Consider the following 26729-nt stretch of genomic DNA (forward strand, 5'->3'; position numbering starts at 1 on the left):
CAATTGCATACGCACCCTCAAGTGTTTGACGGCCTGCGGCTACTGGAGCTTGACGGTGCCCAGCCGTGGCAGCTCGAAGGGGCTGGCGCCTTCGGCGCTGTTGTTCCAGTGCGTGGAGGCGCTGCGGTGGCGGGCCTCGACCTCTGAAGCGGTGGCCAGTCCGGCGTCGTCGATGCTCACCATGACCCCGCTGTGCTGGAGGTTGAAGAAGCGGATCACAATGCGGCGGCCGTTGACGTGCCACACGCACGCCTGGACCACGGGATCGTGCCAGGGGTTGGTGCCTTCGCCGTAGATTCCGGCCAGCCGGGCGTGGATGTCCTCATAGCCCTCCTTGGTGGAGGGGTTGTCGGTTTCCAGCGAGGAGTACAGCTGCATGCTGATGCCCAGGAACCGGCCGCCGTACGACGTCCAGGACGAGGCGATCTCCCCGCCGGCCAGCGGCGTGCGGAGGGAGTAGTGCGCCACGGCCGAGGCTTCCTGGGGGTCATCCCAGCAGGCCCCGGAAACCAGGCCCAGGCGTTCAAACCAGCCCTTGCGGTCAAAGTCGGAACGGGGCCACATGCCCGTAACCAACTTTTCAATGAGGCCAACAACCGCGGCCGGTTCCGGATTCAATGCGCCAATGGGCTCCTGTGCGTTCATAACGACACCGTACCGCTCGAAACTGAATATGCCCATAGGCGAAGCTGTGGGTTTAGTCCTCTTCGCCCAGGACTTCGTTGAAGACCCAGTCGAGCATGTCAAAGACAAACTCGCTGAAGGTGCCTTCCTCGTTGATCCACTGGCCCGTGGCGTTGTTGCGGCGCCACACAATGGGGTCCGGGACGTCGGCCTGGTCCGCCAGCATGCCCCAGGTGTAGGTCTCGTCCTCGTCCTCGAGGAACAAGAGGTAGCCGTCCTCGATTTCCAGTTCCTCGGGGTCCCAGAAGTAGTAGTACGCCTCCATGAGGTCCTCGCAGTTGCCCACCGCGTGCAGGAATTCACGCAGCGCCAGGGGGACGGTGATCTGCAGTTCCGCGAAGACGGCGTCCAGGTCGGCCCAGTCGATGCCGTCCGCTTCCTGCCACGGCTCTTCCAGGTACAGGGGCACCAAGCCGCGGAACTTCTCTACGAACATGTCAGACATCAAAATCTCCACCATTTGGCAACGGGCAAAACGCTTAGCTTCAATCCTATCTGCGCCGGGCCAGCCGCGGTGCCCAGCTGCGGGCTGCCAGCGGGGCGTGCCAGCCGTAGCGCAGGCTCAGCATGCGCAGCGCGAAAACCACCACGGCGGCGACGGTGCCCGTGGCGAGGTTGAGCCACCCCAGGTTCCAGAGCCCGGTGGCCAAACCTGCGCCCACGAACGCGGGAATGGCGTAGAGGTCCTTCGGGTCGAAAACCCTCGGGACGTCGTTGGCCGTGACGTCGCGCAGGATGCCGCCGCCCACGGCCGTGGTGACGCCCAGCAGGATGGAAGCTTCCGGGTTCATGCCGGATTCGAGCGCCTTGAGCGTTCCGGTGATGCAGAACAGGGCCAGCCCGCCGGCGTCGAACATGAAGAGCAGCCGGCCGCTGCGCTGGACGTTCTTCACCGTGAAATACACCAGTGCGGCCGCGACCACAGGCGGCAGCAGGTACACGGGATTGGCAAACGCGGCCGGGGGGCCCTGGTTCAGGACAATGTCCCGGACAACGCCGCCGCCCAGGCCCACCATGGAGCCCAACAGCACCGAACCCACAATGTCGAAGCCCTTCCGGGCCGCGAGCAGGCTGCCGGAGACGGCAAAGAAAAAGACCCCGAGAAGGTCAAGGATCAGCGGTAGGTCAAGGTGCATCGGCGCATTCCTGGGTGGGGGCCGCCACTGTGGAGGCCGCGTCAAGCGTACGGGCAGGAGTTGATTGATGGCCAATTCCCAGCGCCGCAGGGGCCTTAAGTGGCTAGGCTGGCAGCATGGACGCCGCAGAGCCGCTGATTCATGTTGAGAACTTCCACATGCAGTTTGGGCAAAAGAAGGTCATAGACGGGTTGTCCTTCGACGTTGCCCGAGGCGAGACGTTCGGCTTCCTGGGCAGCAACGGCAGCGGCAAGACCACCACGATCCGCGCACTTCTGGGCATTTACCGGCCCACGGCGGGAATCCTGCACATCAACGGACGCGTGTTCAGCGACGACTTCGGCTCCCGCCTGGGCTACCTGCCCGAGGAGCGCGGGCTGTACAAGAAGGAATCCGTGCTCGATGTCATGGGCTACTTTGGCCGGCTCAAGGGACTCAGCAAGGCCGACGCGGTGGCGTTCTCCCGGCAGTACCTCCAGCGGGTGGACCTGGCCGACAAGGCCGATGTCCGGGTGGACAAGCTCTCCGGCGGCGAACAACAAAAGATCCAACTCGGGGTGACCATCATGAACGAGCCCGAACTGCTGATCCTGGACGAGCCCACCAAGGGCTTTGACCCCGTCAACCGGCGCCTGCTCATGGACATCATCGAGGAACGCAAGGATGCCGGGGCCACCGTCATGATGGTGACCCACCAAATGGAGGAAGTGGAGCGCCTGTGCGATTCCATCATCCTGCTCAAGGACGGCCGGGCCGAGGCCTACGGGACCATCGACGAGGTCCAGAACCAGTTTGGCGGGCGGACCATCCGGCTCAAGCACACTGGCAACATCCCCGACTCGCCCAACTACAAGGTCACGCTGCGGGAAAACAACTACGCCGAACTGTCGGTTGATGACCGGGTGGACGAGGCCGAGGTGCTGCGGGAACTGGTCCTGGCCGGGGTGGTGGTGCGCGGCTTCGTGGCCGCCAAACGGAGCCTGGAAGACATCTTCATCCAGGTCTACGGGGAGGCGCCTGGCAGCGAGGGTGCCCCGGCGGCGAAGCGCGGCGCCGCACCTGGTGCCGGGAAGGCGGCCTGAGATGGCCCGGCACAACCTGAGCACAGTGGTGGGCTTTGAATTCACCCGCACAGTGAAGAAACGCCGCTTCTGGATCGCCACCCTGGCCATCCCCGTGCTGCTCGGCATCGTGTTTGGGCTGGTGTTCACCAGCAACACCTCCACCCAGAGCCGGGCGGACGCGCAAAAGAACCAGAGCCTGGCCTTCACGTACACGGACGCCTCCGGACTCATTGACGCCAAGTTGGCCACGGCCATGGGCGGCACCCCCGAGCAGGACCCGGCCACCGCCGTCGAACGCGTCAAGGCAGGCACCCTCAACGCCTGGTTCAGCTTCCCGGCCAACCTCACCCAGGAGCCCGTGAAGGTCTACGGTGCCGACCAGGGCATCTTCAAGAACGGCAGCTACGAGGCCGTGGCCAAGCAGCTGGTGCTGCTCTCCGCCCAGGTGAAGGTGGGATCGCCGGAGCTGGCCGCCGCCGTGCAGGGGAATTTCAGCACGGAATCGCAGACGTTCAAGGACGGGCAGCCGTCGGGTGGGCTGGAGACCGTGGTGCCGCCGCTGCTGTTCCTGGTGCTGTTTTACGTGGTCATCATCCTGCTCGCCAACCAGATGCTGGCCTCCACGCTGGAGGAGAAGGAAAACCGGGTCACGGAGATGATCCTGACCACCCTGAACCCCACGACCCTTGTGGTGGGCAAGGTCATTTCGCTGTTCCTGGTGGGTGCGGTGCAGGCGCTGGTTTTTGCCACGCCCATGGCGCTGGGCTATGTCTTCTTCCGGGACCAGCTGGCCATGCCCGACTTTGACCTCTCCAACCTGCAGTTCCAGTTCCTGCCCATGCTGGTCGGGGCGCTGCTGTTCATTGGCGGCTTCATCCTGTTCACGGGCGTGCTGGTGGGAATCGGCGCCGTCATGCCCACGGCCAAGGACGCGAGCACCGTGTTTGCGCCCGTCATGATCATGATGTTCATCCCCTTCTACATTGTGACCCTGGTGGTCAGCGACCCGGGTTCGGTGATCGTGCAGGTCTTCACGTTCTTCCCCTTCACGGCGCCCATCACGGCCATGCTCCGCAACGCCTTCGGATCCCTCAACGGGGTCTCGGCTGCCATTGTGATTGTGGAACTGTTTGTGTTTGGGGCCGTGGCCCTGCGCGTGGCCGTGCACTTGTTCCGCTACGGCTCGATTGAGTACTCCCGCAAGTTGTCGCTGCGGACGGCGTTCTCCAGGAAGTCCTGAGCCGCATGCAGGGGGTCCAGCGGCGCGTGCTGTGGGTGGCCATCCTGGCCTCATTCGTGGCATTTCTGGACGGCGCAGTGGTCAACGTTGCCCTCCCTGCGCTGACCCGCGAACTGGGCGGCGGCATCACCACGCAGCAATGGGTGGTGGACGCGTACCTGCTGGCCCTGGGTTCACTGATCCTCATCGCCGGCTCGCTCTCTGACACCTTTGGCCGTGTGCGGATCCTGCGCGCCGGCCTGCTCCTGTTCGGGGCGGCGTCCCTGGCCTGCGCCCTGGCCCCCACAGCCGTGTGGCTCATCGTGTCCCGCGGCGTGCAGGGCGTCGGCGCGGCCATGCTGGTGCCCAGCTCACTGGCGCTGATCACCTCCACCTTCAGCGGTGCCGCGCAGGGCAAGGCCATTGGCTCCTGGACAGCCTGGACGGGGACGGCGTTCCTGGCGGGCCCCCTCGTGGGCGGGCTGCTGGTGGACTTTGCCAGCTGGCGGATCATCTTCGCCATCAACGTCCTGCCCATCGCTGCCACCCTGTTCATGCTCCGGGGGCTGGTGCTGCCGGGTCCTTTCCCTGCCGCGTCCGCCGCCGGGCCACGCCCCGCCCGGCGGATCGATGCCGTCGGGGCGGTGCTGGCCGCCGTCGGGCTTGCCGGGACGGTGTTCGCCCTGATCGAGCAGGGGAGGCTGGGCTGGGGGAGCACCGCCGTGTGGCTCCCGTTTGCCGTGGGCGTGGCCGCGCTGGCGGCGTTCCTGTGGTGGGAGCGCCGCACGCCGGCGCCCATGATGCCGCCGGGATTGTTCCGCATCCGGAACTTTGGGATCGGCAACATTGCCACGGCACTTGTGTACGGGGGATTGTCGCTGGGGCAGCTGATGGTGGTGCTGTTCCTGCAGGAGATTGCAGGTTTCACGGCAGCGCAGGCGGGGCTGGCCTCGCTTCCCGTGGCAGTCATTTCGCTCATGCTGTCGGGCTGGTTTGGCACGCTGGCCGGCACGCACGGGCCAAGGTTCTTCATGGCGGCCGGTCCCGCCGTGGCGGCAGCCGGGTACCTGCTCATGACGGCGGCGGCCGAACCGTTCAACTTCTGGCTGCAGATCCTGCCCGGGCAGCTCGTGTTTGCCGTGGGCATGTCCATGACTGTGGCGCCGCTGACCGCGGCCATCCTCGGGGCAGTGCCCGCGGAGCAGTCGGGGGTGGGCTCGGCCATCAACAACGCCGTGGCCCGTGTGGCCGGGCTGCTTGCCGTGGCGTTTGCCGGCGTCATGCTGGGCGGGGTGCTTGACCATGGCTCGTTCCGCCGGGTCATGGTGATCACGGCGCTGCTGTTCCTGGCCGGCGGGGCGGTGTCCGCGCTGGGCATCTCCAATGCGGCCGCCCGCAGTGTGCGCGAGAGGGTCTCCTGACGCAATGCGGGTGCCTTGCCTGCCGGGTGGGTGACGTAGATTGGCAGCAGAAAAGAACTTCGTGAAAGGACGCCCCATGGAGCACCGGACGGTCATGATTGCCTGCGCCCACGGCACGAACAACCCGCAGGGGCAGGAGTGCATCAACCAGCTCCGGGCCGAGATTGCGCGGCTGCGCCCCGGGCTGGAGGTGCTCGAGGCGTATGTCGACGTCCAGGAACCGGCACTGCCCGGCGTGGTTGCAGCCCTGCCGGAGGGCGTGCAGGCCGTGGTGGTGCCGCTCCTGCTGACTGTGGGATACCACGTGCAGGTGGACATCGCCGAGGCTGTTGCTTCCCGGCCGCTGACCGCGGCGGCTGCTCCGTTGGGGCCGGATCCGCGACTGGCAAAGCTGCTCGATGAGCGCCTGGGGGAGCTGCCGGCCGACTGGGGCATTGTCCTGGCCGCGGCAGGCTCCTCCCGGCCCGAGGCCGCGGAACAGGTCGAGGTGCTTGCCGCGGACCTCGCCGTGCGCCGGCCCCAGCGGATCCTGGCCGCCTACGGTGCCAGTGCCACGCCGTCCGTTCCGGAGGCCGTGGCCCAGCTCCGGGCTTCCGGGGTCGCAGGGGTGGCCATTGCCTCCTACCTGCTGGCCCCCGGCTACTTCCACGACCAGCTCTCGCTTGCCGGTGCCGATTCCGTGGCTGGGCCGCTGCTGCCTGCAACCCTGCTGGCGGAGCTGGCGCTGGAACACTTTGACACCGCCGTGGCCCGGGGACCCTGGGCCTGAGGCGCTTCACCGTGAACTTATGCGCAATTGCCCGCCGCAGGCCCGGCGCATAGGCCCCCATGCGCACCGCCAGGCTGCGGGGGCTGCGCATAAGTTTGGGGATCACAGTGTCCTCCTGCCCACCTCAGGAATGCACATTGCGGGGCCAAATGGGCCGTGTGACGAAATGTTGCCCAAGGTGAACTAGCGTTGCAATCTTGGTTGGCCCGGGTGCCTGGCCAACCTACTCTCGATTTATGACACAGACAGCTCTAGCCGGAGCGAACGCCGAGGCACCCACCGCATCAGCCGCCCCCGCCGACAAGCCGGCCCGGCCCGTGCGGAGCCGCCCGGCGGCCAAGCCCCACGGCCAGTGGAAGGTTGACGGCACGGCGCCGCTGAACCCCAATGAGGTCTGGAAACAGGAAGACGGCGGGCTGAGCGTCCGCGAGCGGATTGAGACCATCTACGCCGCCGGTGGCTTCGACAGCATCGAGAAGAACGACCTTCACGGCCGTTTCCGCTGGTGGGGGCTGTACACCCAGCGCAAGCAGGGGATCGACGGCGGCAAGACCGCCACCCTGGAACCCCACGAGCTTGAAGACAAGTACTTCATGCTCCGTGTCCGCATCGACGGCGGTTCCCTGACCACCGATCAGCTGCGCGTCATCGGGCAGATTTCCACCGACTTTGGCCGCGACACGGCTGACCTCACCGACCGCCAGAACGTGCAGCTGCACTGGGTGCGGGTCGAGGACGTGCCGGAGATCTGGAACCGCCTCGAGGCGGTGGGCCTTTCCACCACCGAGGCGTGCGGCGACGTGCCCCGCGTCATCCTCGGATCCCCCGTGGCCGGCATTGCCAAGGACGAGATCATCGATCCCACCCCCTTGATCAAGGAGGTCAGCGAGCGGTTCATCGGCGATCCCGAGCTGGCCAACCTGCCCCGCAAGTTCAAGACCGCCATCACGGGCCACCCGTCCCAGGACGTGGTCCATGAGATCAACGACTTCGCCCTGGTGGGCGTCGTCCACCCCGAACTGGGTGCCGGCTACGACCTCTGGGTGGGTGGCGGACTGTCCACCAACCCACGCCTGGCCGAACGCCTTGGCGTCTTTGTTTCGCCCGAGGTCGCTGCCGAGGTGTGGCTGGGCGTCACCAGCATCTTCCGCGACTACGGCTACCGCCGCATGCGCACCAAGGCCCGCCTGAAGTTCCTGCTGGCCGACTGGGGCCCGGCAAAGTTCCGCCAAATCCTGGAGGACGAATACCTGGGCCACAAGCTGCCCGACGGCGACGCCGCACCCAAGCCCACCTCACCCGGCGACCACATTGGCGTCCACGAGCAGAAGGACGGCAAGTTCTTCATTGGCGTCACCCCCACCGTGGGCCGGGTTTCGGGCACCATCCTGACTGCCGTGGCCGACGCCCTGGAAGCCCACGGATCCTTCCGCCTGCGCACCACCCCGCACCAGAAGCTCGTCATCCTCGACGTGCCCAAGGAGCAGGTGGAATCGCTCATCGCCGTGCTGGACGGCCTGGGCCTCTCCGCCCGCCCGTCACTGTTCCGCCGCTCCACCATCGCCTGCACCGGCATCGAGTACTGCAAGCTGGCCATCGTGAACACCAAGGACACCGCGGCCACGGCCATCGGCGAGCTGGAAACCCGTCTGGCGGACCTCGTTGACACCGGAGTTCTGAACCAGCCCATTGCCCTGAACATCAATGGCTGCCCCAACTCCTGCGCCCGCATCCAGACTGCGGACATCGGCCTGAAGGGCATGATGCTTCCCACGGACGACGGCGGCACAGCCCCCGGCTTCCAGGTCCACCTGGGCGGCGGGTTGGCCACCGACAATCGTGTGGAGGCCGGCCTGGGCCGCACCATCCGCGGGCTGAAGGTCACCGCCGCCGAGCTGCCCGACTACGTGGAGCGCGTTGTGCGCCAATACGTTGGCGCCCGCACCGACGGAGAAACCTTTGCCGAGTTCGCACACCGAGCCGATGAGGAGCTGCTCAAATGACAACCCGTGTGATTGATCCTGTCGAGACCCCGGTGGTCGAGCTTGTCGAGACCCCTGTCGAGACCCCGGCACTCCGCTCGCACGAGGAGCTGAAAGCCATTGCGGCTGCCGGCGCCGCCGAACTGGCATGGGACGCGTCCGCACAGGAAGTCATCGCCTGGGTATCGCGCAACTTCGCAACCGGTACGGCCGCCGTCGCCTGTTCCATGGCCGACGCCGTGCTGCCGGCCCTGGTTGCCGAGCAGCTGCCCGGCGTGGACGTGCTGTTCCTGGACACGGGCTACCACTTCCCGGAAACGTACGCCACGCGCAACGAGGTGGCCGAAAACCTGCGCGTGAACATTGTGGACGTGCTGCCGCTGAACACCGTGGCGGAACAGGATTCGCTGCTGGGCAAGAACTTGTTTGCCAGCGACCCCGCCCAGTGCTGTGCGCTGCGGAAGGTCGAACCGCTGAGCCGTTCCCTCTCGGGCTACGAGCTGTGGTTCACCGGCGTGCGCCGCGACGAGGCCCCCACCCGCACCAACACCCCGCTGGTGGTGTGGGATGAAAAGAACGGCCTGGTCAAGGTCAATCCCGTGGCCACCTGGACCTACGAGGAGCTCCTGAGCTACTCGGAAGACAACCTTTTGCCCGTGAACCCCCTGCTCAGCCAGGGCTACCCGTCGATTGGCTGCGCACCCTGCACCAACAAGGTGGCCCCCGGCGCCGACCCCAGGAGCGGCCGCTGGGCCGGAACCTCCAAGACAGAATGCGGACTACACGTATGAGCACCCAAATTACAGACACCCCGGTGGTCGAGCCTGTCGAGACCCTTGTCGAGACCCCGCCCGAGGCGCCCGAGCTGAACTCGCTCGACCTGCTCGAATCCGAGGCCATCCACATCATCCGCGAGGTTGTTGCCGAGTTTGAACGCCCGGCACTCTTGTTCTCCGGCGGCAAGGACTCCGTGGTCATGCTGCACCTGGCCACCAAGGCGTTCTGGCCGGGCAAGGTCCCGTTCCCCGTGCTGCACGTGGACACGGGCCACAACTTCCCCGAGGTCATTGACTTCCGTGACCGCACGGTGGAGCGCCTGGGCCTGCGGCTGGAGGTGGGCTCCGTGCAGGAGTTCATTGATTCCGGTGAACTGGCCGAGCGTGCCGACGGCACCCGCAACCCGCTGCAGACGGTGCCCCTGCTGGACGCCATTGCCAGGAACAAGTTCGATGCCGTCTTTGGCGGCGGACGCCGCGACGAGGACAAGGCCCGCGCCAAGGAGCGCATCCTGTCCCTGCGCGACGAGTTTGGCCAGTGGGACCCGCGCAACCAGCGCCCCGAGCTGTGGAACCTGTACAACGGCCGCCACACGGTGGGCCAGCATGTGCGGGCGTTCCCCATCAGCAACTGGACCGAGCTGGACATCTGGCGCTACATCGCCCGGGAAAACATTGAGCTGCCGGGCCTGTACTACGCCCACGACCGCGAGGTCTACGAACGCGACGGCATGTGGCGTGCCGTAGGCCCTGTGTCCGAGCCGCGCCCCGATGAGGAAGTTGTCATCAAGCAGGTCCGCTACCGCACCGTGGGCGACATGTCCTGCACTGGCGCCGTGGCCTCCGACGCAACAACCGTCCACGACGTAGTGCGCGAAGTTGCCGCCTCCACCCTGACAGAACGTGGCGCCACCCGGGCCGATGACCGCATCTCCGAGGCAGCCATGGAAGACCGCAAGAAAGACGGCTACTTCTAATGAGCACAATTACTTCATCGCTGGTCGAGCCTGTCGAGACCCCGCTGGCGCACGCCACGCTGTTCCGCTTTGCCACCGCCGGCTCCGTCGACGACGGCAAGTCCACCCTGGTGGGCCGCCTGCTCCACGACTCCAAGGCCATCCTGGCTGACACGCTCGACGCCGTCGCCCGCACCTCAGCGGACCGCGGCTTCGGCGGCGAGAACGGCAGCACGCAGAAGATCGACCTGGCGCTGCTGACCGACGGCCTGCGCGCCGAGCGGGAGCAGGGCATCACGATTGACGTTGCCTACCGCTACTTCGCCACGGACCGCCGCAGCTTCATCCTGGCCGACTGCCCCGGGCACATCCAGTACACCAAGAACACGGTGACGGGCGCGTCCACCGCGGACGCCGTTGTCGTGCTCATCGACGCCCGCAAGGGTGTGCTGGAACAGACCCGCCGGCACCTGTCAGTGCTGCGCCTGCTGCGCGTGCCCAACGTGCTGGTGGCCGTGAACAAGATTGACCTGGTGGACTTCAGCGAGGACGTTTTCCGCGCCATCGAGACCGATGTTCAGGCAGTTGCCGCGAGCATTGGCCTCGGCGACGTGGTGGTCATTCCGGTGTCCGCGCTGGAGGGCGACAACGTGGTGGAGCGCTCCGCCCACACCCCCTGGTACACGGGCGCCAGCCTGCTGGACCTGCTCGAGACGCTGCCCACCACTGACGAGCTGGAGCGCGGCCTGGAGCCCTTCCGCTTCCCCGTCCAGCTGGTGGTCCGCCCGCAGGGTGCGCTTGCGCCCGAGCTGACCCTCGCGGACGACGCCGGTGCCTCCTTCCGCGACTACCGCGCCTATGCCGGCCAGGTCGCCTCGGGCGGCGTCTCGGTGGGGGAGTCGATCACTGTCCTGCCCTCGGGCCGCACAGCCACAGTGGTGGGCATCGACTTTGCCGGCCGTTCGCTGGAGCGTGCCGTGGCCCCGCAGTCGGTGTCGCTGCGCCTGAGCGAGGAGATCGACATTGCCCGCGGCGACGTCATCGCCGCCACCGGAACGTTCGGTGAGGTCAGCCAGGACCTGTACGCGGAGCTGTGCTGGCTGTCCACCAAGCCGCTGCGCGAGGGCGCCAAGGTGCTCATCAAGCACGGCAGCAAGACCGTGCAGGGCCTGATCCGAGCCGTGTCCGGCAAGCTGGACCTGGAGACCTTCGAGCTGCAGCCGGCCTCCGGACTGGACCTGAACGACATTGGCACGGCCCAGATCCGCCTGTCCTCGCCGCTGCCCGTGGAGTCCTACGCCCGCCACCGCCGCACCGGCGCGTTCCTGGTGATCGACCCGCAGGACGGCAACACGCTGGCCGCGGGCCTGGTCAACGACCACCCCGGCGACCACGAGGACGAGCGCTATAGCATCTAGCCCTTCGGTGGTCGAGCTTGTCGAGACCTGATCCCGATCCCGCTTTCTGACACCGTTATCCCGGTGTCAGAAAGCGGGACCGGGATCATTTTTCGTGGGGCCTGCCATTGACACCGCCCCCGGGGTTCGGAAGCATGAAAATGTTCAAGCAAGCACGATCCCGGAACCACCAAACCAGGGAGCCACAGCCATGCCCACCCAAGTTTTCATCAACCTGCCCACGTCCGACCTGGACCGCTCAAAGGCGTTCTTTGAGGGTGTGGGCTGGCGGATCGAACCGAACTTCACCGACCAGAACGCCGCCTGCGTGGTGGTGGATGAGGGCATCTTCCTGATGATCCTCACCAAGAAGTTCTACGAGACGTTCACGGACAAGCCCATCGTGGATCCCGCCACGGCCATCCAGGTCCAGACGGCGCTGAGCCGCGACAGCCGCGAGGACGTGGACGCCATCATGGAGAAGGCGCTGGCCTCCGGCGGTGCCGAGCCCCGCCCGGCCCAGGAATACGGCTTCATGTACTCCCGCGATTTCGAGGACCCGGACGGGAACTTGTTCAGCGCCGTGTGGATGGACCCGAAGGCTGCAGAGCAGGGGCCCGAGGCGTTCATGGCGGAGCAGCAGGACGAAGAGGGCCTGGGGCACGCCTGACCTGGGTCCTTGGGGCCCGCCCGCCATGGGGAACCCCTGTGCTATGGTTATTATCAAGTTGATAATAACTACGCAAAGGGGACACCATGGAAGCGCTCATCGACTGGCTCAACGCCACCGCCTTCACCCTGCTGGAGAACCCCGTCACCTGGGTTGAGGTCATTGGCTTCGCCACCGGCGCCGCCTGCGTCTGGGGCGTGGCACGGCAGAAGATCTGGAACTGGCCCGTCGGCATCCTGAACAACATTGCGTTCGTGATCCTGTTCCTCGGGGCCGGCCTCTACGGCGAAACGGTTCTCCAACTCATCTTCGCCGTGATCGCCGTCTACGGCTGGATCAAGTGGAGCCGCGGCGCCAGCGGAACCACCGGCAGCAATGACCTCCCCATCCGCGACGCAAGCCGCACCGAGGCAATCGGGGGAGTGGCCGCCGTCGTGCTGGGCACGGCAGCCGTGGCATACCTGCTGCACGCGGGCACGGATTCGGTGGTGCCCATCCCGGATGCGTTCGTCCTGGCCGCATCGCTCGTGGCCACCTACGCCCAGGCCAGGAAGATCTTCGCGCACTGGTACCTGTGGATCGTCATTGACCTGGTCTCGATCCCGCTCTACTTCAGCCGCGGCCTGGCCCTGACAGCGATCCTGTACATCGGCTTCCTGGCCCTGTGCGTCTACGGCCTGGTGGGCTGGAACCGCCTCCGCACCGCCACCAAAACACCAGCACCCGCAACGGCAGGAGTCTAGCCATGTTTGAAAACGCCCTCGTCATCGGCAAGTTCTACCCGCCCCACGCCGGCCACCGGCACCTGATCGAAACCGCCACGGCCGGGGCCCGGCACACCTGGGTCCTGGTCCAGGGCAGCCGCTTCGAGTCGCTCACCGTGGCGCAGCGCGCGGATTGGCTCGCGGAGGAGTTCGACGGCGACCACGTCACCGTGCTGCCCGTGCGCAACGACTGCCCCGTGGACTACGCAAGCGATGAGATCTGGACCGCCCAGGTGGAGAACATGCGCTGGGCCCTGAAGGCGCACGGCATGGAAAAGATCGACGCCGTCTACAGCTCGGAGGGCTACGGGGACCGCCTGGCCGCGGCCTTCGGCGCCGTCCATGTTTCCGTGGATCCGGCCCGCAACGCAAACCCCGTCAGCGGGACCATGTGCCGGGCCGACTTGGCCGGAAACTGGCAGCAGCTGGTGCCGGCCGCCCGCCGCGGAATGGCCGTGCGCATCATTGTGGTGGGTGCCGAATCCACCGGCACCACCACCCTCAGCGAGGCGCTCACCGAGCACTATCGCCGCCAGTTCCCGGCCCTGGCCGACGTCCCCGAACACGGCCGGTACTACACCTACGAGCTGCTCGAGGCGCTGCAGGCCACACAACCGGACGCCACGGTCGAGGACCTGCTCTGGACCGACACCGACTTCGGCGTCATCGCCGCCCGCCAGACGGCCATGGAGCAGGCCGCCGCCGAGGCCGCCCCGCTCGTCATTGCGGACACCGACGCCCTGGCCACCACCCTCTGGGAGCGCTACTACCTGGGCGACGGCAGTTACGGATCCTACGGCGCCCTCGCCGCACTGCCCCGCCGCGACGTGTACCTGCTGACCGACCACACCGGCGTTGACTTCGAGGATGACGGCTGGCGCGAGGGCGAGCACCGCCGCCCCGAGATGACCGAATGGTTCAAGGAGGCACTCACCGAGGGCGGCCACTCCTGGATCCTGGTGACAGGCAGCCGCGAACGCCGGCTGGCCACCGCCATAGCTGTCATCGACGCCATGCTGGAGCAGCAAATCACGTTCAGCTCGCCGGCCTGGTCGGGCGCGGCCGCCGTGGACGCAGCCGCACAGGGCGCCGCCGCATGAGCCCGGGCACGCACAACGAAGCGGAAGCCGAATTCCTCTCCGGCTACGACCCCACGGCCTTCCCACCCGTGGCCCTGACCGTGGACCTGGTGGTCTTCGCGGTGGCCAACAAGGCGCTGCATGTGGCCCTTGTGGAACGCGGCGCCCAGCCCTTCCTGGGCCGCCCGGCGCTGCCCGGCGGATTTGTGGGCCCGGCGGAGGATGCACTGGCTGCCGCGCACCGCGAGCTCGCCGAGGAAACGGGGCTGGACCTGGCCGCGCACCGGGTCGCCATGGAACAGCTGGCAACGTACAGTGCGCCGGAACGCGACCCCCGCATGCGGGTCGTGTCCGTGGCGCACCTGGTCCTGCTGGCCGCGGATGGAAAGCTGCCGGAATTGATCCCCGGCACCGACGCCGCCGCGGCCACGTGGCAGCCGGTCCATGGGCTGGATCTGGCCACCCTGGCCTTCGACCACGCCGACATCCTCGCCGCCGGGCTGGAACGGCTGGCCGGAAAAATGGAATACACCACGATTGCCGCCTCCTTGCTGCCGGGGGAGTTCACCATCTCCGCCCTTCGCGACATCTACACGGCCGTGTGGCAGGGCGAACTTCCGGCCGGAAACTTCACCCGGAAAATGCGCGCATTCCTGACCCCCACGGGAGGCAAGGTGCAGGCGGTGGGGGCACCGGCGTCGCTCTTCACGGTGGGCAGCGAATGGATTTCCCCGCCCTGGTCACGGCCCCGGGACTAAGCCGCAGCGGAACCTAAAAAGGGCCCCGCCCGTTGGGCTGGACAAGGCCTGCAAAGCTGGGAGAATTTGAGAAGGACCGGTGTGCGCGCCGGCCCGGGAGTTGCGAGGGGGACACCATCGAACGTGTGGCCGTGGACGAGGCGGACAGTGCAGTGCAGCAGCCAGGATTCGGGCAGCAGGGCCTTTCGGAGGCAGCGCTGGCCATCCGAAACACCATCGTTGGCAGGCTCCACGACGACGGGTTGAACCACCACGACGTCCAATTCAGGGTCAAGTCGGCGGCATCGGCCAGCGAGAAGATGTCCCGCCGCGACAACGCCGGTGAGCTGAAGTACCCGGGCGGGCTGGAAAATCTCGACGATCTCATCGGCGTGCGCGTGATCCTGTTCGTGGAGTCCGACATTGAGGCCGTGGCGATCGCACTCAGCAGCGCCTTCATCTGCCATGACGACGAAGACAAGACAGCCATGATGCGCAAGAACGGCGGCATTGGCTACGCCGGGCGGCACCTGACCCTGGAGGTGCCGGCGGAGAACCCGCCCGTCAACTGCGCACAGTACTCCGGCCACCGCTTCGAGGTTCAGATCCGCACGGTCCTGCAGCATGCCTGGGCCGAATTTGAGCACGACATCCGCTTCAAGGGCAGCAGCGGCGACAACGCGGAGATCAGCCGCGCCTTCACCATGGCCTCCACCCTGATCGAGCTGGCCGACCAGCAGTTCGTGAACATCGCCGACACCCTCAAGCGCCTTCAGGCCGAGGGGGCCATTGAGCCCGTTCCCGAGTTCCAGAAGCTCGACGCCGGATCCCTCCAGGGCGTGTTGAACCGCGCCTTCCCCATGTACCGCAGCAGCAAGGAAAACCAGTACGACTGGATGGTGCACGTCCTCGCCGCCAACGGCATCGACACAGTCACCGCGGCCGAGGACTGGTTCCAGTCAATTGACGCCCGCAAGGTTGCCAAGCTCATGGCCTACCGATTCAACCCGGGCCAGGTGCGCATCGCCGACGACCTCCTGCTGCAGTCCCTTGGCGAGGCGTATGTGAACGCCACGAAGTCAGTGGGCAGCGACCGCAACCGCGAGCCGAAGCTCCGGGCGCGACTGCGTCGCCTCCGCGACGGATGGGAAGGCCAGCAGGACGAATAGTCCGCCTGTCAGCCCTGCGTCGCAGCCCACTCTGCGACCCGGGCCGTGCTCTCTTCCTCCGAGATGTCCTCGACGCGGGTCATGATGGACCAGCGGACGCCGAAGGGGTCGCGGATGCTGGCAAAGCGGTCGCCGGAGACAAAGCCTGTGGCTGCCTCCCGCACGGTGGCCCCGGACGCCACGGCACGCTCCAGCACGGCGTCCACGTCGGGGCAGTAGAGGGCAATGGAGTAGCAGTCGTCGTCGCCTTCGGGCGCCGGGACCAGGTGGTATTCCGGGTTGGGTTCGCCCAGCTGCAGGCGGCCCTGGCCAAAGTCCATCTCGGCATGCACCACCACACCGCCGAATTCCGTGATGCCCACGGTGCGTGCACCAAAAACATCCTTGTAGAACTCGATGGCCTCGGCGGCCCGGGGGATGGACAGGAACGGGGTCAGGCTGGTGAATCCGTGCGGAGTGCCGTTGTTGGTGTGCTTGCCGTTGGCTGCCGTGGTGGTCTCGGTGTCTGGTGATGTGCTCATGCCGGCAACGCTACGCGCCTGGGCCCGGGCGGGGCTTGTAGATTCGCGACAACCCCAACCGTAGACTTGCCGCGTGGCCAGCACCTTCAAGGGGATCCTGTACCCCGCCAGTCTTCCAACGTTCCACCGCCTGCCTGCGCCAGCGGCCTTGGAGCACCTGGTGCAGTGGTTTTGGATCCCCGAATGGGACATTGAGCCCGGCCGGACCTCGCGCCAGCAGCTCATTGCCTTCGCGGCCAGCAACCTTGTGGTGCAGCACGGCGGCGTGGAACTGTCCGGGCCCACCACCCGCGTTTCGCACCAGGACCTGGCCGGGCGCGGCTGGGCGGTCGGCGCGCTGCTGCGCCCGGCGGCTGTGCCATTCTTTGCAGGCAACCCCGGCGGGCTGCGCGACTCCAGGGCGCCAGTCGACGCCCCGGAACTTTTGGCTGCCGTTGCCCAGGCCATGGCGTTGAAGGACCCGGAGAAGCGGCGCGCGGATGCGGCGGCCGTGTTCGCAGAGTGGCTGGCGGACCGGATTCCGGAGGTCTCCCGGGAGGCCCTGCTGGCCAACGCCATGGCGGAGGCGATTGACGGCAATCCGGACCTTGTCCGCATTGAGGATGTGGCCGGGCTGCTCGCGGTGTCCACCCGCACCCTGCAGCGGATGGCGGCGAAGTACGTTGGCGTGAGCCCGGCGGCCCTGATCCGGCGGCGCCGGCTGCAGGAAGCCGCCGACCGTGCGCGCACCCATCCCGAACTGGAACTGGCGGCCATTGCTGCCGAGTTCGGCTATGCGGACCAGGCCCACCTGGCCGGGGACTTCCAGCGTTTTCTGGGCTTCACGCCCAGCAACTACCGGAAAACGGTGGCCCGCGGCAGCAGTTTGTGACGGCGCGTGAATCCGCGTGACGCGGGGCGTCGCAACCGTTGAACAGGCGCCCCGGCCGTCCCTAGCCTTGTGCCATGACCACATTTGCCACCGCCCGGACCACGGGCGCAGCCCCCGCGGCCGGAGCGCCCCGGACGGCCGCCGCCAGGCCCGGACCCACCCGGCAGGCAAGGTTCACGCCGCGATGTTGCACGCCACAGCGCTGAGCCCACATCCCATCGTCTTCAAGGAATCCCCATGTCTGAGCAAAACCCCGCCAACCAAGACCCAGCCGGCCCCCAGCTGAAAACCACCCGCGTCACGGCAGGCCAAAAAAAGCAGCGGCGCAAGCTGCGCGGCATCGAAATCGTTGCCCTCGCAGCGCTCGTGGCCCTCATCGGCGCCGGCGCTGCCGTGGCCACCGTGGCCGCCGGCAACAACAAGTCCGCCCCGGAGCAGGCGGCGCCCGCAGCGGGCCCCGCGGCCGAACTGCGGCTTGGCTACTTCGCCAACGTCACCCACGCCCCGGCCCTGATCGGCGTCAACAACGGCATCCTGGCCAAGAACCTGGGCGCCACGAAGCTGAAGACCCAGGTTTTCAACGCCGGCCCCTCCGCCATCGAGGCACTCAACGCCGGCGCCATCGACGCCGCTTACCTGGGCCCCAACCCGGCCATCAACTCCTTCGTCAAGAGCAGCGGCGAGTCGATCCGCATCATCGCCGGCGCCACCAGCGGCGGCGCCCAACTGGTGGTGCGGCCCGGCATCGAGAATGCCGAACAGCTGCGCGGCAAGGTCCTTGCCACCCCGCAGCTCGGCGGCACCCAGGACGTTGCCCTGCGCTCATGGCTGGCCGGGCAGGGCCTGGCCACGACCCCCAGCGGCGGCGGCGACGTCACCATCAACCCCACCGAGAACGCCAGCACCCTGAAGCTGTTCCAGGAGGGAAAGCTCGACGGCGCCTGGCTGCCCGAACCGTGGGCCTCCCGCCTGGTCCTGGAGGCTGGGGCCAAGGTCCTGGTCAATGAGGCCGATCTCTGGGACAAGGGCGAGTTTGCCACGACCATCCTGATCGTCAGCAAGACCTTCCTCGCGGCACATCCCGAGACCGTGGACGCCCTGTTGGCCGGAAACGTGGAATCAATCGACTGGCTCAACGCGCACCCGAAGGACGCCGCGTCGGCCGTCAACGCCGCGCTGAAGTCGGCGGCAGGGAAGGAACTGCCCAAGGACGTCATTGACCGCTCGCTGACCGAGCTCACGTTCACGGCGGACCCGCTGGCCCGCACCTTCCCCAAGCTGCTGGCCGACGGCGTCACGGCCGGGGTCGGCAAGCAGGCGGACCTGTCCGGAATCTTCGAGCTCGGCCCGCTGAACAAGATCCTCGCCGCGGCGTCCAAGCCCGCCATCGACGGTGCCGGCCTGGACTGAGTCGGCCGTTTTGTGACGCTGCGTGACCCCGCGTGACCTTGGGTGTCCCGTTCATTGAAGCGGCCCCGCGCTGTCCCTACCGTTGAAACATGACCATCCCCAACACTTCCGGGCCGCAGCAGGCGGCGACGCCTGTGCAGGCACACCCCGTGCCTGCACAGGCGCTGCGCCTCAAACGCATCGCGGCCGGAGAGCAGGCCGGCCGCAAATGGCGCGGGCTGGAAGTCCTGGTCTTGGCAGCCCTGGTGGGGCTCATTGGCGGCGGTGCGGCCGTGGCCAGCGCCAATGCCAAGGGAAACGAGGCAGCCGTGGTGGCCGCAGCCCCGGCAACGGCCCCGGCCGCAGTGCTGAACCTGGGCTACTTCGGCAACATCACCCACGGCCCGGCCCTGGTGGGCGTGGAAAACGGCACCATTGCAAACAGCCTCGGCACCACTGAGTTGAGGACACAGGTCTTCACCACCGGCCCGGCCACCGTCGAGGCACTCAACGCCGGAGCCATCGACGCCGCCTACCTTGGCCCCAACCCCGCGCTGAACTCCTTCGTGCAAAGCGGTGGCGAATCCATCCGCATCATTGCCGGGGCGGCTTCCGGCGGGGCCCAGTTCGTGGTCCGGCCCGGCATCAACGGCGCCGAAGACCTCCGCGGCAAGACCATCGCCACCCCGCAGCTGGGCGGGACCCAGGACGTGGCCCTGCGCAAGTGGCTGGGCGACCGCGGACTGGCCACCAACGCCACCGGCGGCGGGGACGTGACCATCACCCCCACCACCAACGCCCAGACCCTGCGCCTGTTCCAGGACGGAAAGATCGACGGCGCCTGGGTCGCCGAGCCCTGGACCTCGCGCCTGGTGCTGCAGGCCGGGGCCAAGGTCCTGGTCAACGAGGCCGATCTTTGGGACAAGGGCCAGTTCAGCACCACCGTGCTGGCCGTGAACAAGAAATTCCTGGCCGAACACCCGCAAACCGTTGAAGCCCTGCTGGCCGGGCATGTCGAGTCGGTCGACTGGCTCAACAACCACCCCGACCAGGCCGGGGCCGTCATCAACAAGGCCCTCACCGTCGCCATCGGCCAGCCGCTGGAGGCCGACGTGGTGGCCCGTTCCCTGTCGGAGCTGAAGTTCACGGCCGACCCCCTGGCCGGAACGTTCCCCACACTTCTGGAGCACGGTGTCGGCGTGGGGGTCTCCAAGCCCGCGGACCTCAAAGGCCTCTTCGACCTGACATTGCTCAACAAGGTACTAAAGGCTGCCGGCGGACAACCCGCCTCGGCGGCAGGATTGGGTGCAGAATGACTGAATTGCTGATTCCCGCGGCCACAACGGAGCCCCGCGCAACCGCGGGCGGCGGCCGGGCACCCGCCGTCGTGCTGGAGAACCTGGGCAAGCGCTTCGGCGACGGCGCGCCCGTGCTGGAGGACATCAAGGCAACCGTCCACCAGGGCGAGTTCGTGGCCCTGCTGGGCGCCTCGGGCTGCGGAAAGTCGACGCTGCTGAACATCATCTCCGGGCTCGACGTGCCCACCTCCGGCGCGCTGGAGGTGCCCGAGGACGGTGCGGCGTTCATGTTCCAGGACTCGTCCCTGTTCCCGTGGCTTACGGCGCAGGGCAATGTGGAGCTGGCGCTGAAGCTGCGCGGCGTGGGCCGGGCCGAGCGCCGGGTGCGTGCCGCCGAGCTGCTGGATTTGGTCAACCTGGGCCACTCGGCCGGGAAACGCCCGCACGAGCTCTCCGGCGGCATGCGCCAGCGCGTTGCGCTGGCCCGCTCACTTTCGCAGGACAAGCCGCTGCTGCTCATGGACGAGCCGTTCGCCGCGCTGGACGCCATCACCCGCGACCTGCTCCACAACGAGCTGGAACGGATCTGGAAAGAGACCGGCCGGACCATCATCTTTGTCACCCACAACGTGCGCGAGGCCGTTCGGCTGGGGCAGCGTGTGCTGCTGCTGTCCTCCCGGCCCGGGCGTGTGGTGGCGGAGTGGGACGTCTCCGAGGAACACCGCACCAATGCCACAGCGGCCGGGGCGCTCACCTCCGACATCACCGCCCGACTGCGCCAGGAGATCCGCAAACATGCCTGAAACAATCACCTCCCCCATGGTCAAGAGCGGCACCGAAGAGGAAATGCGCTCCCTCGAGGCCGGCCTGGATTCGCTCCAGTCCGAGGCCGTGGAGCGTCGCGGCGTCGACTGGTCGCGGATCCTGCTGCCGCTGGCCGCGTTCATTGTGCTGCTGCTCGCGTGGCAGTTCTATGTGTCTCTGGGCCTGCGCCGCCGCGACCTGGTGCCCGGGCCGCTGGATGTGCTCGGCTCGCTCGGCTCACTGTGGCAGGAGGGGACGGCGCAGGAAGCCGTCTGGACCTCGCTGCAGCGAGGCATCATGGGCTTCGTCATCAGCATCGCCGTGGGCACCCCCATTGGCCTGCTGCTCTCGCAGGTGCGCGTGCTGCGCCGGGCGTTCGGGCCCCTGGTCTCCGGGCTGCAGGTGCTGCCGTCCGTGGCCTGGGTGCCGGCCGCGATCATCTGGTTCGGGCTGACCGACGCCACCGTCTACTTCGTCATGTTCATGGGCGCCATTCCCTCCATCATCAACGGGCTCATTGCCGGCGTGGACCAGATTCCGCCGCAGCACCGCCGCGTGGGCCAGATCCTGGGCGCCTCACGCTGGCAGATGGCCGTGAACGTGGTGCTCCCGGCAGCATTGCCCGGCTATGTGGGCGGGCTCAAGCAGGGCTGGGCGTTCTCCTGGCGCTCCCTCATGGCCGCCGAAATCATTGCCATGGGCGGCTCGCTGGGCTTCGGCCTGGGCTCGCTGCTGGAACAGGGCCGCCAGCTCTCCGACATGGGCATCGTGATGTCGGCAATCCTCGTCATCCTGTTCGTGGGCATCCTGGTGGAGCTCGTGGTGTTCGCCCCCGTGGAGAAGCGCCTGCTGCGCGGCCGCGGCCTGCTGGCCGGCAGCACCCGCTAATCCCCACGCCCTCCCACGCCCCGTGAACTCGCACTTGTGGCCCCTTCCCCCGCCGGAAGGGGCCACAAATGCGACCCCACGGCGCCCTGTTGAATATTTCCTCCCGTGACGCCGCGTGAACGGGTGTAACGCGCCCCTTGTTTCGCTTTATTGCACTTCCCTAAGGTCGTTTCCATGGCAATTGTGGATCTTTACCCAACCTCGCTCCGGCTCCTGGGCCGCCCCGTCCTCGTGGCTGGCGGCGGCACGGTTGCGGCACGCCGTGCCAAGGCATTGCTCGACGCCGGTGCCCAGGTCACGCTCGTGGCCCCCGTTCTCAGCGCCCCGGCGCGGGAACTGGCGGACGCCCGGCTCATCACCTGGCACGCCCGTGGCTACGAATCCGCCGATATGGCCGGTGCCTGGTACGCCGTCGCAGCCACCGGCAACCCCGAGGTGGACGGCCGCATCGCAGCCGACGCCGAGGCCAACCGGACCTGGTGCGTGAACCACTCCGACGCGCAGGAGTCCGCCGCATGGACGCCCGCCGTCGCCACGGTCGAGGACATCAAGGTGGCCGTCAACGCCGGGGGAGACCCGCTGCGTGCCGCCGCCATCAAGAACGCCATTGCCGCAGCCCTGGAAAGCGGCGACCTGCCGCTGCGCCGCTACCGCGGCACGGCCGGAGGGCCCGCCACCACGGGCTCCAACCGTACAAATCTCGACGAGCTCGATCACCGACGCGGTTCGGTCGCCCTGGTGGGCGGCGGGCCCGGCGCCGAGGACCTCATCACTGTGCGCGGCCGCCGGCTCCTGGCCGAGGCCGACGTGGTGGTTGCCGACAGGCTGGGCCCGCGCGGCCTGCTGGACTCGCTGGGCGAACACGTGAAGATCATCGAGGTGGGCAAGACGCCCGGACACCACCCCGTGCCCCAGGTGGAAATCAACGCGATCCTGGTCCGGGAGGCCCTGAACGGCAACCGGGTGGTCCGGCTCAAGGGAGGGGACCCCTACGTGCTGGGCCGCGGCGGCGAGGAGGCGATCGCCTGCCGCGACGCCGGCGTTGACGTGGAAGTTGTCCCGGGCGTCACCAGCGCAGTCAGTGTTCCGGCCGCCGCGGGCATCCCCGTGACGCACCGCGGACTGGCCAAGGCCTTCACCATGATCAGCGGCCACGAGGAACTTGAAAACGTCCCGCACGGCAGCGACCACACAGTGGTCCTGCTCATGGGCGTGGGCACCCTGAACCGCTCCATGCCAATCCTCGAGGCCGCCGGCCGCGACAAGGACTGCCCCGTGGCCATCATTGAAAACGGCTACGCCAAGAACCAGCGCGTCACCATCGGCACCCTGGGCACCATCGTGGCCCTCGCCCAGGCGGGCCAGGTGCGCAACCCGGCCGTCGTCGTCGTCGGCGATGTGGTGCGCGTGAGCCCGCTGGCCCCGGCCGAACTCGCGACCGCCCACTACGGCACGCGGGAAACGCACAGTTCTCTCGCTTAAACTTGACCATAAGACCCTTTGACCCCAAGGAAATGAGCACAGCCGTGTCATCGAACACTTCAGCAGCGCCCGGAACGCAGGAACGCCCACTGCGCATTGCCATCATCGGCTCCGGCCCGGCAGGCGTCTACGCAGCGGACATCCTGACCAAGAGCGCCGAGGTGCGTGACGGACTCGTGGTCAGCATTGACCTCTTTGACCGCTACCCCGCCCCGTACGGACTGATCCGCTACGGCGTTGCCCCGGACCACCCGCGCATCAAGGGCATCGTGAACGCCCTGCACAAGGTCCTGGACCGCGGCGACATCCGCTTCTTCGGCAACGTGGACTACGGCACGGACCTCTCCCTTGAGGACCTGCAGAAGCACTACGATTCCGTCATCTTTGCCACCGGCGCCATCAAGGACGCGGACCTGAACATCCCCGGCATCGAGCTGGACGGCTCCTACGGCGGTGCGGACTTCGTGTCCTGGTACGACGGCCACCCGGACGTGTCCCGCGAATGGCCCCTGAACGCCAAGGAAATTGCCGTGATCGGCAACGGCAACGTGGCGCTGGATGTTGCCCGGGTGCTGTCCAAGCACGCCGAAGACATGCTGGTCACCGAAATTCCGGACAACGTTTTTGAGGGCCTGAAGGCATCGCCCGTCACCGACGTCCACATCTTTGGCCGCCGCGGCCCCGCCCAGGTGAAGTTCACCCCGCTGGAGCTGCGCGAACTGAGCCACTCCCGCGACGTGGACATCGTGCTCTACGAAGAGGACTTCGACTTCGACGACGCCTCCGACGAGGCAGTCAAGACCAACAACCAGGTCAAGACCATGGTCAACACCCTGACCAACTGGCTCGCCGAGCAGGAGGACGACGCCGCCGACCCCGCCACGGGTGCCTCGCGCCGCCTCCACCTGCACTTCCTCCACAACCCCGTTGAGATCACCGGCGAAGACGGAAAGGTCAACGGCATCAAGTTCGAGCGCACCGAGCTGGACGGCACGGGCAACGCCCGCGGCACCGGCGAGTTCATCGACTACCCCGTCCAGGCCGTCTACCGCTCCGTGGGCTACTTCGGTTCGGCCCTGCCGGACGTGGAGTTTGACCACAAGCGCGGCGTTGTCCCGAACGACGGCGGCCGCGTCCTGGACACCCGCGGCAGCCACATTCCGGGCATCTACGCCACGGGCTGGATCAAGCGCGGCCCCGTTGGCCTGATCGGCCACACGAAGGGCGATGCCCTGGAAACCATCACCCACCTGCTCGCCGACCGCGAAGAACTGCCGCTGGCAGCCGTCGCGGCACCCGAGGCAATCACCGAGCTGCTGGATTCCCGCGGCGTGCAGTTCACCAGCTGGGAAGGCTGGCTGGAACTCGACGCCCACGAGAAGGCACTGGGCGCGGCAGCCACCGAGGCCGGCCCCGTGCAGCGCGAGCGCGTCAAGGTGGTGCCCCGCGAAGACATGGTCAACGTTTCCCGCGGCGCTTCCGTAGTGGGCTAGTCACACCGCTTCCGCCTCCCCGGCCTTTGGCCGGGGAGGTCCTCCTGCCGGCTTCCCTCGCGGGCAGTAAGATTTCCTCGGCCGCGGGCGGCCTCCGAAATCCATCCCCGCTCCGGGAAGCCGTCAGGAGGACCTACGTGCTCAGGCCGGCGGTGGCCGTGGCTGCGGCGGCCTCGGGGTCGCGGGCCTCGATGGCGGCCAGCAGTTCCTCGTGGCCCTCCCGCGGGCAGCCGAGGCCCGGGGTGCCGCTCCGCCCCTGCAGCTGGGCCCGGAAAACGTCGCCAAAGGATTCGTACAGCTCTGCCAGCAGCGGGTTGGCGGAGGCCCGTGCCACGGCCAGGTGGAATTCCCAGTCACACTCCACCCACGCCGCGTTGTCTTGTTTCTCCCAGGCCCCGCGCCGGCCCTCGAGCAGGGTGCGCATCGCGCTCAGCTGCCCCGAGGTGGCGTGGCGGGCGGCCAGCCGTGCCGCCTGGGTGTCCAGGGCAAGCCGTACTTCCACCACGTGCCGGGTGCCGTGTTGGCCGATGAGCTTTTGCGTGGCGCCGGAAATTTCGCTGGTGGCCCGCACATAGGTGCCGTCGCCGCGCAACACCTCAAGCATGCCCACGTGTGCCAGTGACTTCACCGCCTCCCGCAGCGTCCCCCGCGACACCGCGAGCTCCTTCATGAGCACCTGTTCGGAGGGGATGCGCCCGTCCACGGGCCACGCACCCGAGCTGATGGCCAGGCGCAGCTTGGCCGTCACTTCCTGGGCAAGTGGTTCCCGGTGCGACGGGGTCAGGTGCGGTGCAGCGGACATCAGGCTGGGCTCTTCTCAGTTGTTCCGGTGGTCCCGGGTCATTCTTCCGGCTTGCCGTTGTGTGCGCCAACTGCTGCCGGGCGTGACGCCGTCAGCAGCCAGGCCAGCACCATCTGAATGGCGGCCACGGCCACCAGCAGGGCCAGCGGCAGGGTCCAGCCGCCGCTGAGGGTGTGCGCCATGCCCATGCCGAAGGGGCCCATGGTCCCCACGAGGTAACCCACCGACTGGGCGACGGTGGACATGGAGGTGGCCTCCGCCGTCGTGCTTCCGCTCTTGCTGATGACCACCAGGACCAGGGCGAACACGCCAAAGCCGAACCCCAGGAGCAGCGCCGGGGCAACGGCGGCCCGGGCAGGCAGCACCAGCAGGGCGATGGCGCCGAGCAGGTACGAGCCGCTGGCCAGCATGAAGGCGCGGCGCAATCCGCCGGGCTTCGCCGCGAGGGACAGCAGGCCAATGTTGGTGACCACGGAGACCACCTGGGCCAGGCCCAGGATGAGGCCTGCGGTGGCGGGGTCGAGCCCGCCGTCAATCAGGATCAGCGGCAGCCAGCTGATGATGGAGTACGCGGCAATGGCCTGGATGGTGAAGAACGCCGTGATGAGGATGCCCTGGCGGGTCGCCAGGAGCTTCCATGGAGAGGCGTGCGGCACGGGGGCGACGGCGGGGCGGCGGTGCGCGGCAAGGGCGATCGGCAGGAACGCCAGCATGGTCACGACGGAGAGGATGGACCACGCGGCCAGTCCCAGCGACGGCGAACCGAGCTGCAGTGCCAGCGGGACGCTGACTGCGGCCGACGTGGTGGCCCCCAGTGACATGGTGATGGTGTAGACGCCTGTCATGGCGGCGGTGCGGTGGGCGTAGTGCTCGCGGATGAACGAGGGCATGGCCACGTTGCACACGGCCAGGCCGCACATGCTCACCACGGTTCCCAGCACCAGCATGCCCGTGCTGGGGACAACGCGCAGCGCAAGGCCAAGGGTCAGGGTGGCCAGGGCAATCGCGATGCCCTTCTCCACGCCCACGCGGCGGACCAGCCACGAGGTGGCGGCGCCGGCAATGGCAAAGCAGAGTGTTGGGATGGACGGCAGCAGCGCCGCCGTGAGTGCGCCGTAGCCCAGGACCTGCTGTAGGTCGTGGAACAGGGCGGAGGCGCTTGAGATTCCTGCACGCAGGTTCAGCCCGATCAGGGCGACGGCGAGGATTCCCAGGACGGCAACGAGGCGCTTGTTGGGGTCCTTTGCCGTGGTGGTGTTTGAAATGGTGGGGGACTGCTGGGGGTGCTGGAGAGTTTGTGACATCCCTTCAATAGTAAAACGTTGGACGTTTGATGTATCAGCGGGCCTTGGCGTCAC

At 67.5% G+C, this 26729-nt stretch carries 26 protein-coding genes; 20 read left to right on the plus strand and 6 right to left on the minus strand.

Annotated elements, in window-relative coordinates:
• Positions 1-39: 39 nt before the first annotated feature.
• From PCK14_RS10410 to PCK14_RS10420, 3 genes are read right to left on the minus strand one after another with little or no spacing between them, the layout of a single operon-like run.
• The gene (locus PCK14_RS10410) at positions 40-645 is read right to left on the minus strand and encodes a hypothetical protein (RefSeq protein ID WP_269938423.1); all 606 of its coding nucleotides are present in this window, start codon (positions 643-645) and stop codon (positions 40-42) included.
• A gap of 52 nt (positions 646-697) precedes the next feature.
• The gene (locus tag PCK14_RS10415; RefSeq protein ID WP_269938424.1) at positions 698-1129 is read right to left on the minus strand and encodes a hypothetical protein; all 432 of its coding nucleotides are present in this window, start codon (positions 1127-1129) and stop codon (positions 698-700) included.
• 46 nt (positions 1130-1175) lie between these two features.
• Positions 1176-1820, minus strand: coding sequence for a trimeric intracellular cation channel family protein (locus PCK14_RS10420; protein WP_269938425.1), 645 nt, complete (start codon positions 1818-1820; stop codon positions 1176-1178).
• Positions 1821-1936: 116 nt separating this feature from the next.
• On the opposite strand from PCK14_RS10420, the gene PCK14_RS10425 reads away from it, so the two are divergent.
• The 13 genes from PCK14_RS10425 to PCK14_RS10485 all read left to right on the plus strand — a co-directional run bounded on the left by PCK14_RS10425 (position 1937) and on the right by PCK14_RS10485 (position 15823).
• Entirely contained in the window at positions 1937-2902 is a 966-nt protein-coding gene (locus tag PCK14_RS10425) for an ABC transporter ATP-binding protein (RefSeq protein ID WP_269938426.1), read from the plus strand.
• Position 2903: 1 nt separating this feature from the next.
• Positions 2904-4124: an ABC transporter permease gene (locus PCK14_RS10430; protein WP_269938427.1), complete on the plus strand. Its 1221-nt coding sequence runs from the start codon at positions 2904-2906 to the stop codon at positions 4122-4124.
• A 5-nt stretch (positions 4125-4129) separates the two neighbouring features.
• Complete coding sequence (locus PCK14_RS10435; RefSeq protein ID WP_269938428.1) at positions 4130-5524, plus strand: MFS transporter; 1395 nt, start codon at positions 4130-4132, stop codon at positions 5522-5524.
• Positions 5525-5600: 76 nt separating this feature from the next.
• Complete coding sequence (locus PCK14_RS10440) at positions 5601-6293, plus strand: sirohydrochlorin chelatase (RefSeq protein WP_269938429.1); 693 nt, start codon at positions 5601-5603, stop codon at positions 6291-6293.
• A 236-nt stretch (positions 6294-6529) separates the two neighbouring features.
• Positions 6530-8296, plus strand: a complete 1767-nt coding sequence (locus PCK14_RS10445; RefSeq protein WP_269938430.1) for a nitrite/sulfite reductase — start codon at positions 6530-6532, stop codon at positions 8294-8296.
• Complete coding sequence (locus PCK14_RS10450) at positions 8293-9066, plus strand: phosphoadenylyl-sulfate reductase (protein WP_269938431.1); 774 nt, start codon at positions 8293-8295, stop codon at positions 9064-9066. Before PCK14_RS10445 ends, PCK14_RS10450 begins: the two co-directional genes overlap by 4 nt.
• Entirely contained in the window at positions 9063-10028 is a 966-nt protein-coding gene (cysD, locus tag PCK14_RS10455; protein ID WP_269938432.1) for a sulfate adenylyltransferase subunit CysD, read from the plus strand. Before PCK14_RS10450 ends, cysD begins: the two co-directional genes overlap by 4 nt.
• Positions 10028-11425 carry a sulfate adenylyltransferase subunit 1 gene (locus PCK14_RS10460; protein ID WP_269938433.1) on the plus strand — a complete coding sequence of 466 codons (1398 nt, stop codon included), beginning with the start codon at positions 10028-10030 and terminating at the stop codon, positions 11423-11425. The genes cysD and PCK14_RS10460 overlap by 1 nt, the downstream gene beginning before the upstream one ends.
• Positions 11426-11615: 190 nt before the next feature.
• Positions 11616-12074, plus strand: a complete 459-nt coding sequence (locus PCK14_RS10465; RefSeq protein ID WP_269938434.1) for a VOC family protein — start codon at positions 11616-11618, stop codon at positions 12072-12074.
• Positions 12075-12160: 86 nt separating this feature from the next.
• Positions 12161-12817, plus strand: coding sequence for a nicotinamide riboside transporter PnuC (pnuC, locus tag PCK14_RS10470; protein ID WP_269938435.1), 657 nt, complete (start codon positions 12161-12163; stop codon positions 12815-12817).
• 2 nt (positions 12818-12819) lie between these two features.
• Positions 12820-13938 carry an AAA family ATPase gene (locus PCK14_RS10475; RefSeq protein WP_269938436.1) on the plus strand — a complete coding sequence of 373 codons (1119 nt, stop codon included), beginning with the start codon at positions 12820-12822 and terminating at the stop codon, positions 13936-13938.
• Positions 13935-14675: an NUDIX hydrolase gene (locus tag PCK14_RS10480; RefSeq protein ID WP_269938437.1), complete on the plus strand. Its 741-nt coding sequence runs from the start codon at positions 13935-13937 to the stop codon at positions 14673-14675. The genes PCK14_RS10475 and PCK14_RS10480 overlap by 4 nt, the downstream gene beginning before the upstream one ends.
• A 131-nt stretch (positions 14676-14806) precedes the next feature.
• Positions 14807-15823, plus strand: a complete 1017-nt coding sequence (locus PCK14_RS10485; protein ID WP_269938438.1) for a GTP pyrophosphokinase — start codon at positions 14807-14809, stop codon at positions 15821-15823.
• Between the two features lie 8 nt (positions 15824-15831).
• Here PCK14_RS10485 and PCK14_RS10490 read toward each other — a convergent pair whose 3' ends face one another.
• Positions 15832-16344 carry a VOC family protein gene (locus PCK14_RS10490; protein WP_269938439.1) on the minus strand — a complete coding sequence of 171 codons (513 nt, stop codon included), beginning with the start codon at positions 16342-16344 and terminating at the stop codon, positions 15832-15834.
• Positions 16345-16417: 73 nt separating this feature from the next.
• Between PCK14_RS10490 and PCK14_RS10495 the strand changes: the two genes are divergently transcribed.
• From PCK14_RS10495 to PCK14_RS10525, 7 genes are all read left to right on the plus strand, one after another.
• Positions 16418-17215, plus strand: coding sequence for a helix-turn-helix transcriptional regulator (locus tag PCK14_RS10495; RefSeq protein WP_269938440.1), 798 nt, complete (start codon positions 16418-16420; stop codon positions 17213-17215).
• Positions 17216-17452: 237 nt separating this feature from the next.
• On the plus strand, positions 17453-18625 hold the full coding sequence (locus tag PCK14_RS10500) for an ABC transporter substrate-binding protein (protein WP_269938441.1): 1173 nt from the start codon (positions 17453-17455) through the stop codon (positions 18623-18625).
• A gap of 89 nt (positions 18626-18714) precedes the next feature.
• Positions 18715-19920, plus strand: a complete 1206-nt coding sequence (locus PCK14_RS10505; RefSeq protein WP_269938442.1) for an ABC transporter substrate-binding protein — start codon at positions 18715-18717, stop codon at positions 19918-19920.
• Positions 19917-20705: an ABC transporter ATP-binding protein gene (locus PCK14_RS10510; RefSeq protein WP_269938443.1), complete on the plus strand. Its 789-nt coding sequence runs from the start codon at positions 19917-19919 to the stop codon at positions 20703-20705. The genes PCK14_RS10505 and PCK14_RS10510 overlap by 4 nt, the downstream gene beginning before the upstream one ends.
• Positions 20698-21594, plus strand: coding sequence for an ABC transporter permease (locus tag PCK14_RS10515; RefSeq protein WP_269938444.1), 897 nt, complete (start codon positions 20698-20700; stop codon positions 21592-21594). The genes PCK14_RS10510 and PCK14_RS10515 overlap by 8 nt, the downstream gene beginning before the upstream one ends.
• Positions 21595-21768: 174 nt before the next feature.
• The gene (gene cobA, locus PCK14_RS10520; protein WP_269938445.1) at positions 21769-23076 is read left to right on the plus strand and encodes a uroporphyrinogen-III C-methyltransferase; all 1308 of its coding nucleotides are present in this window, start codon (positions 21769-21771) and stop codon (positions 23074-23076) included.
• A gap of 32 nt (positions 23077-23108) precedes the next feature.
• Positions 23109-24569, plus strand: coding sequence for an FAD-dependent oxidoreductase (locus tag PCK14_RS10525; protein ID WP_269938446.1), 1461 nt, complete (start codon positions 23109-23111; stop codon positions 24567-24569).
• Between the two features lie 133 nt (positions 24570-24702).
• On the opposite strand, the gene PCK14_RS10530 is transcribed toward PCK14_RS10525, so the two are convergent.
• A complete protein-coding gene (locus PCK14_RS10530) occupies positions 24703-25371 on the minus strand; it encodes a FadR/GntR family transcriptional regulator (protein ID WP_269938447.1) in 669 nt (222 codons plus the stop codon).
• Between the two features lie 38 nt (positions 25372-25409).
• A complete protein-coding gene (locus PCK14_RS10535) occupies positions 25410-26675 on the minus strand; it encodes an MFS transporter (RefSeq protein ID WP_269938448.1) in 1266 nt (421 codons plus the stop codon).
• Positions 26676-26729 lie beyond the last annotated feature (54 nt).

Source organism: Arthrobacter sp. HY1533 (assembly GCF_027568515.1).
Taxonomy (GTDB): domain Bacteria; phylum Actinomycetota; class Actinomycetes; order Actinomycetales; family Micrococcaceae; genus Specibacter.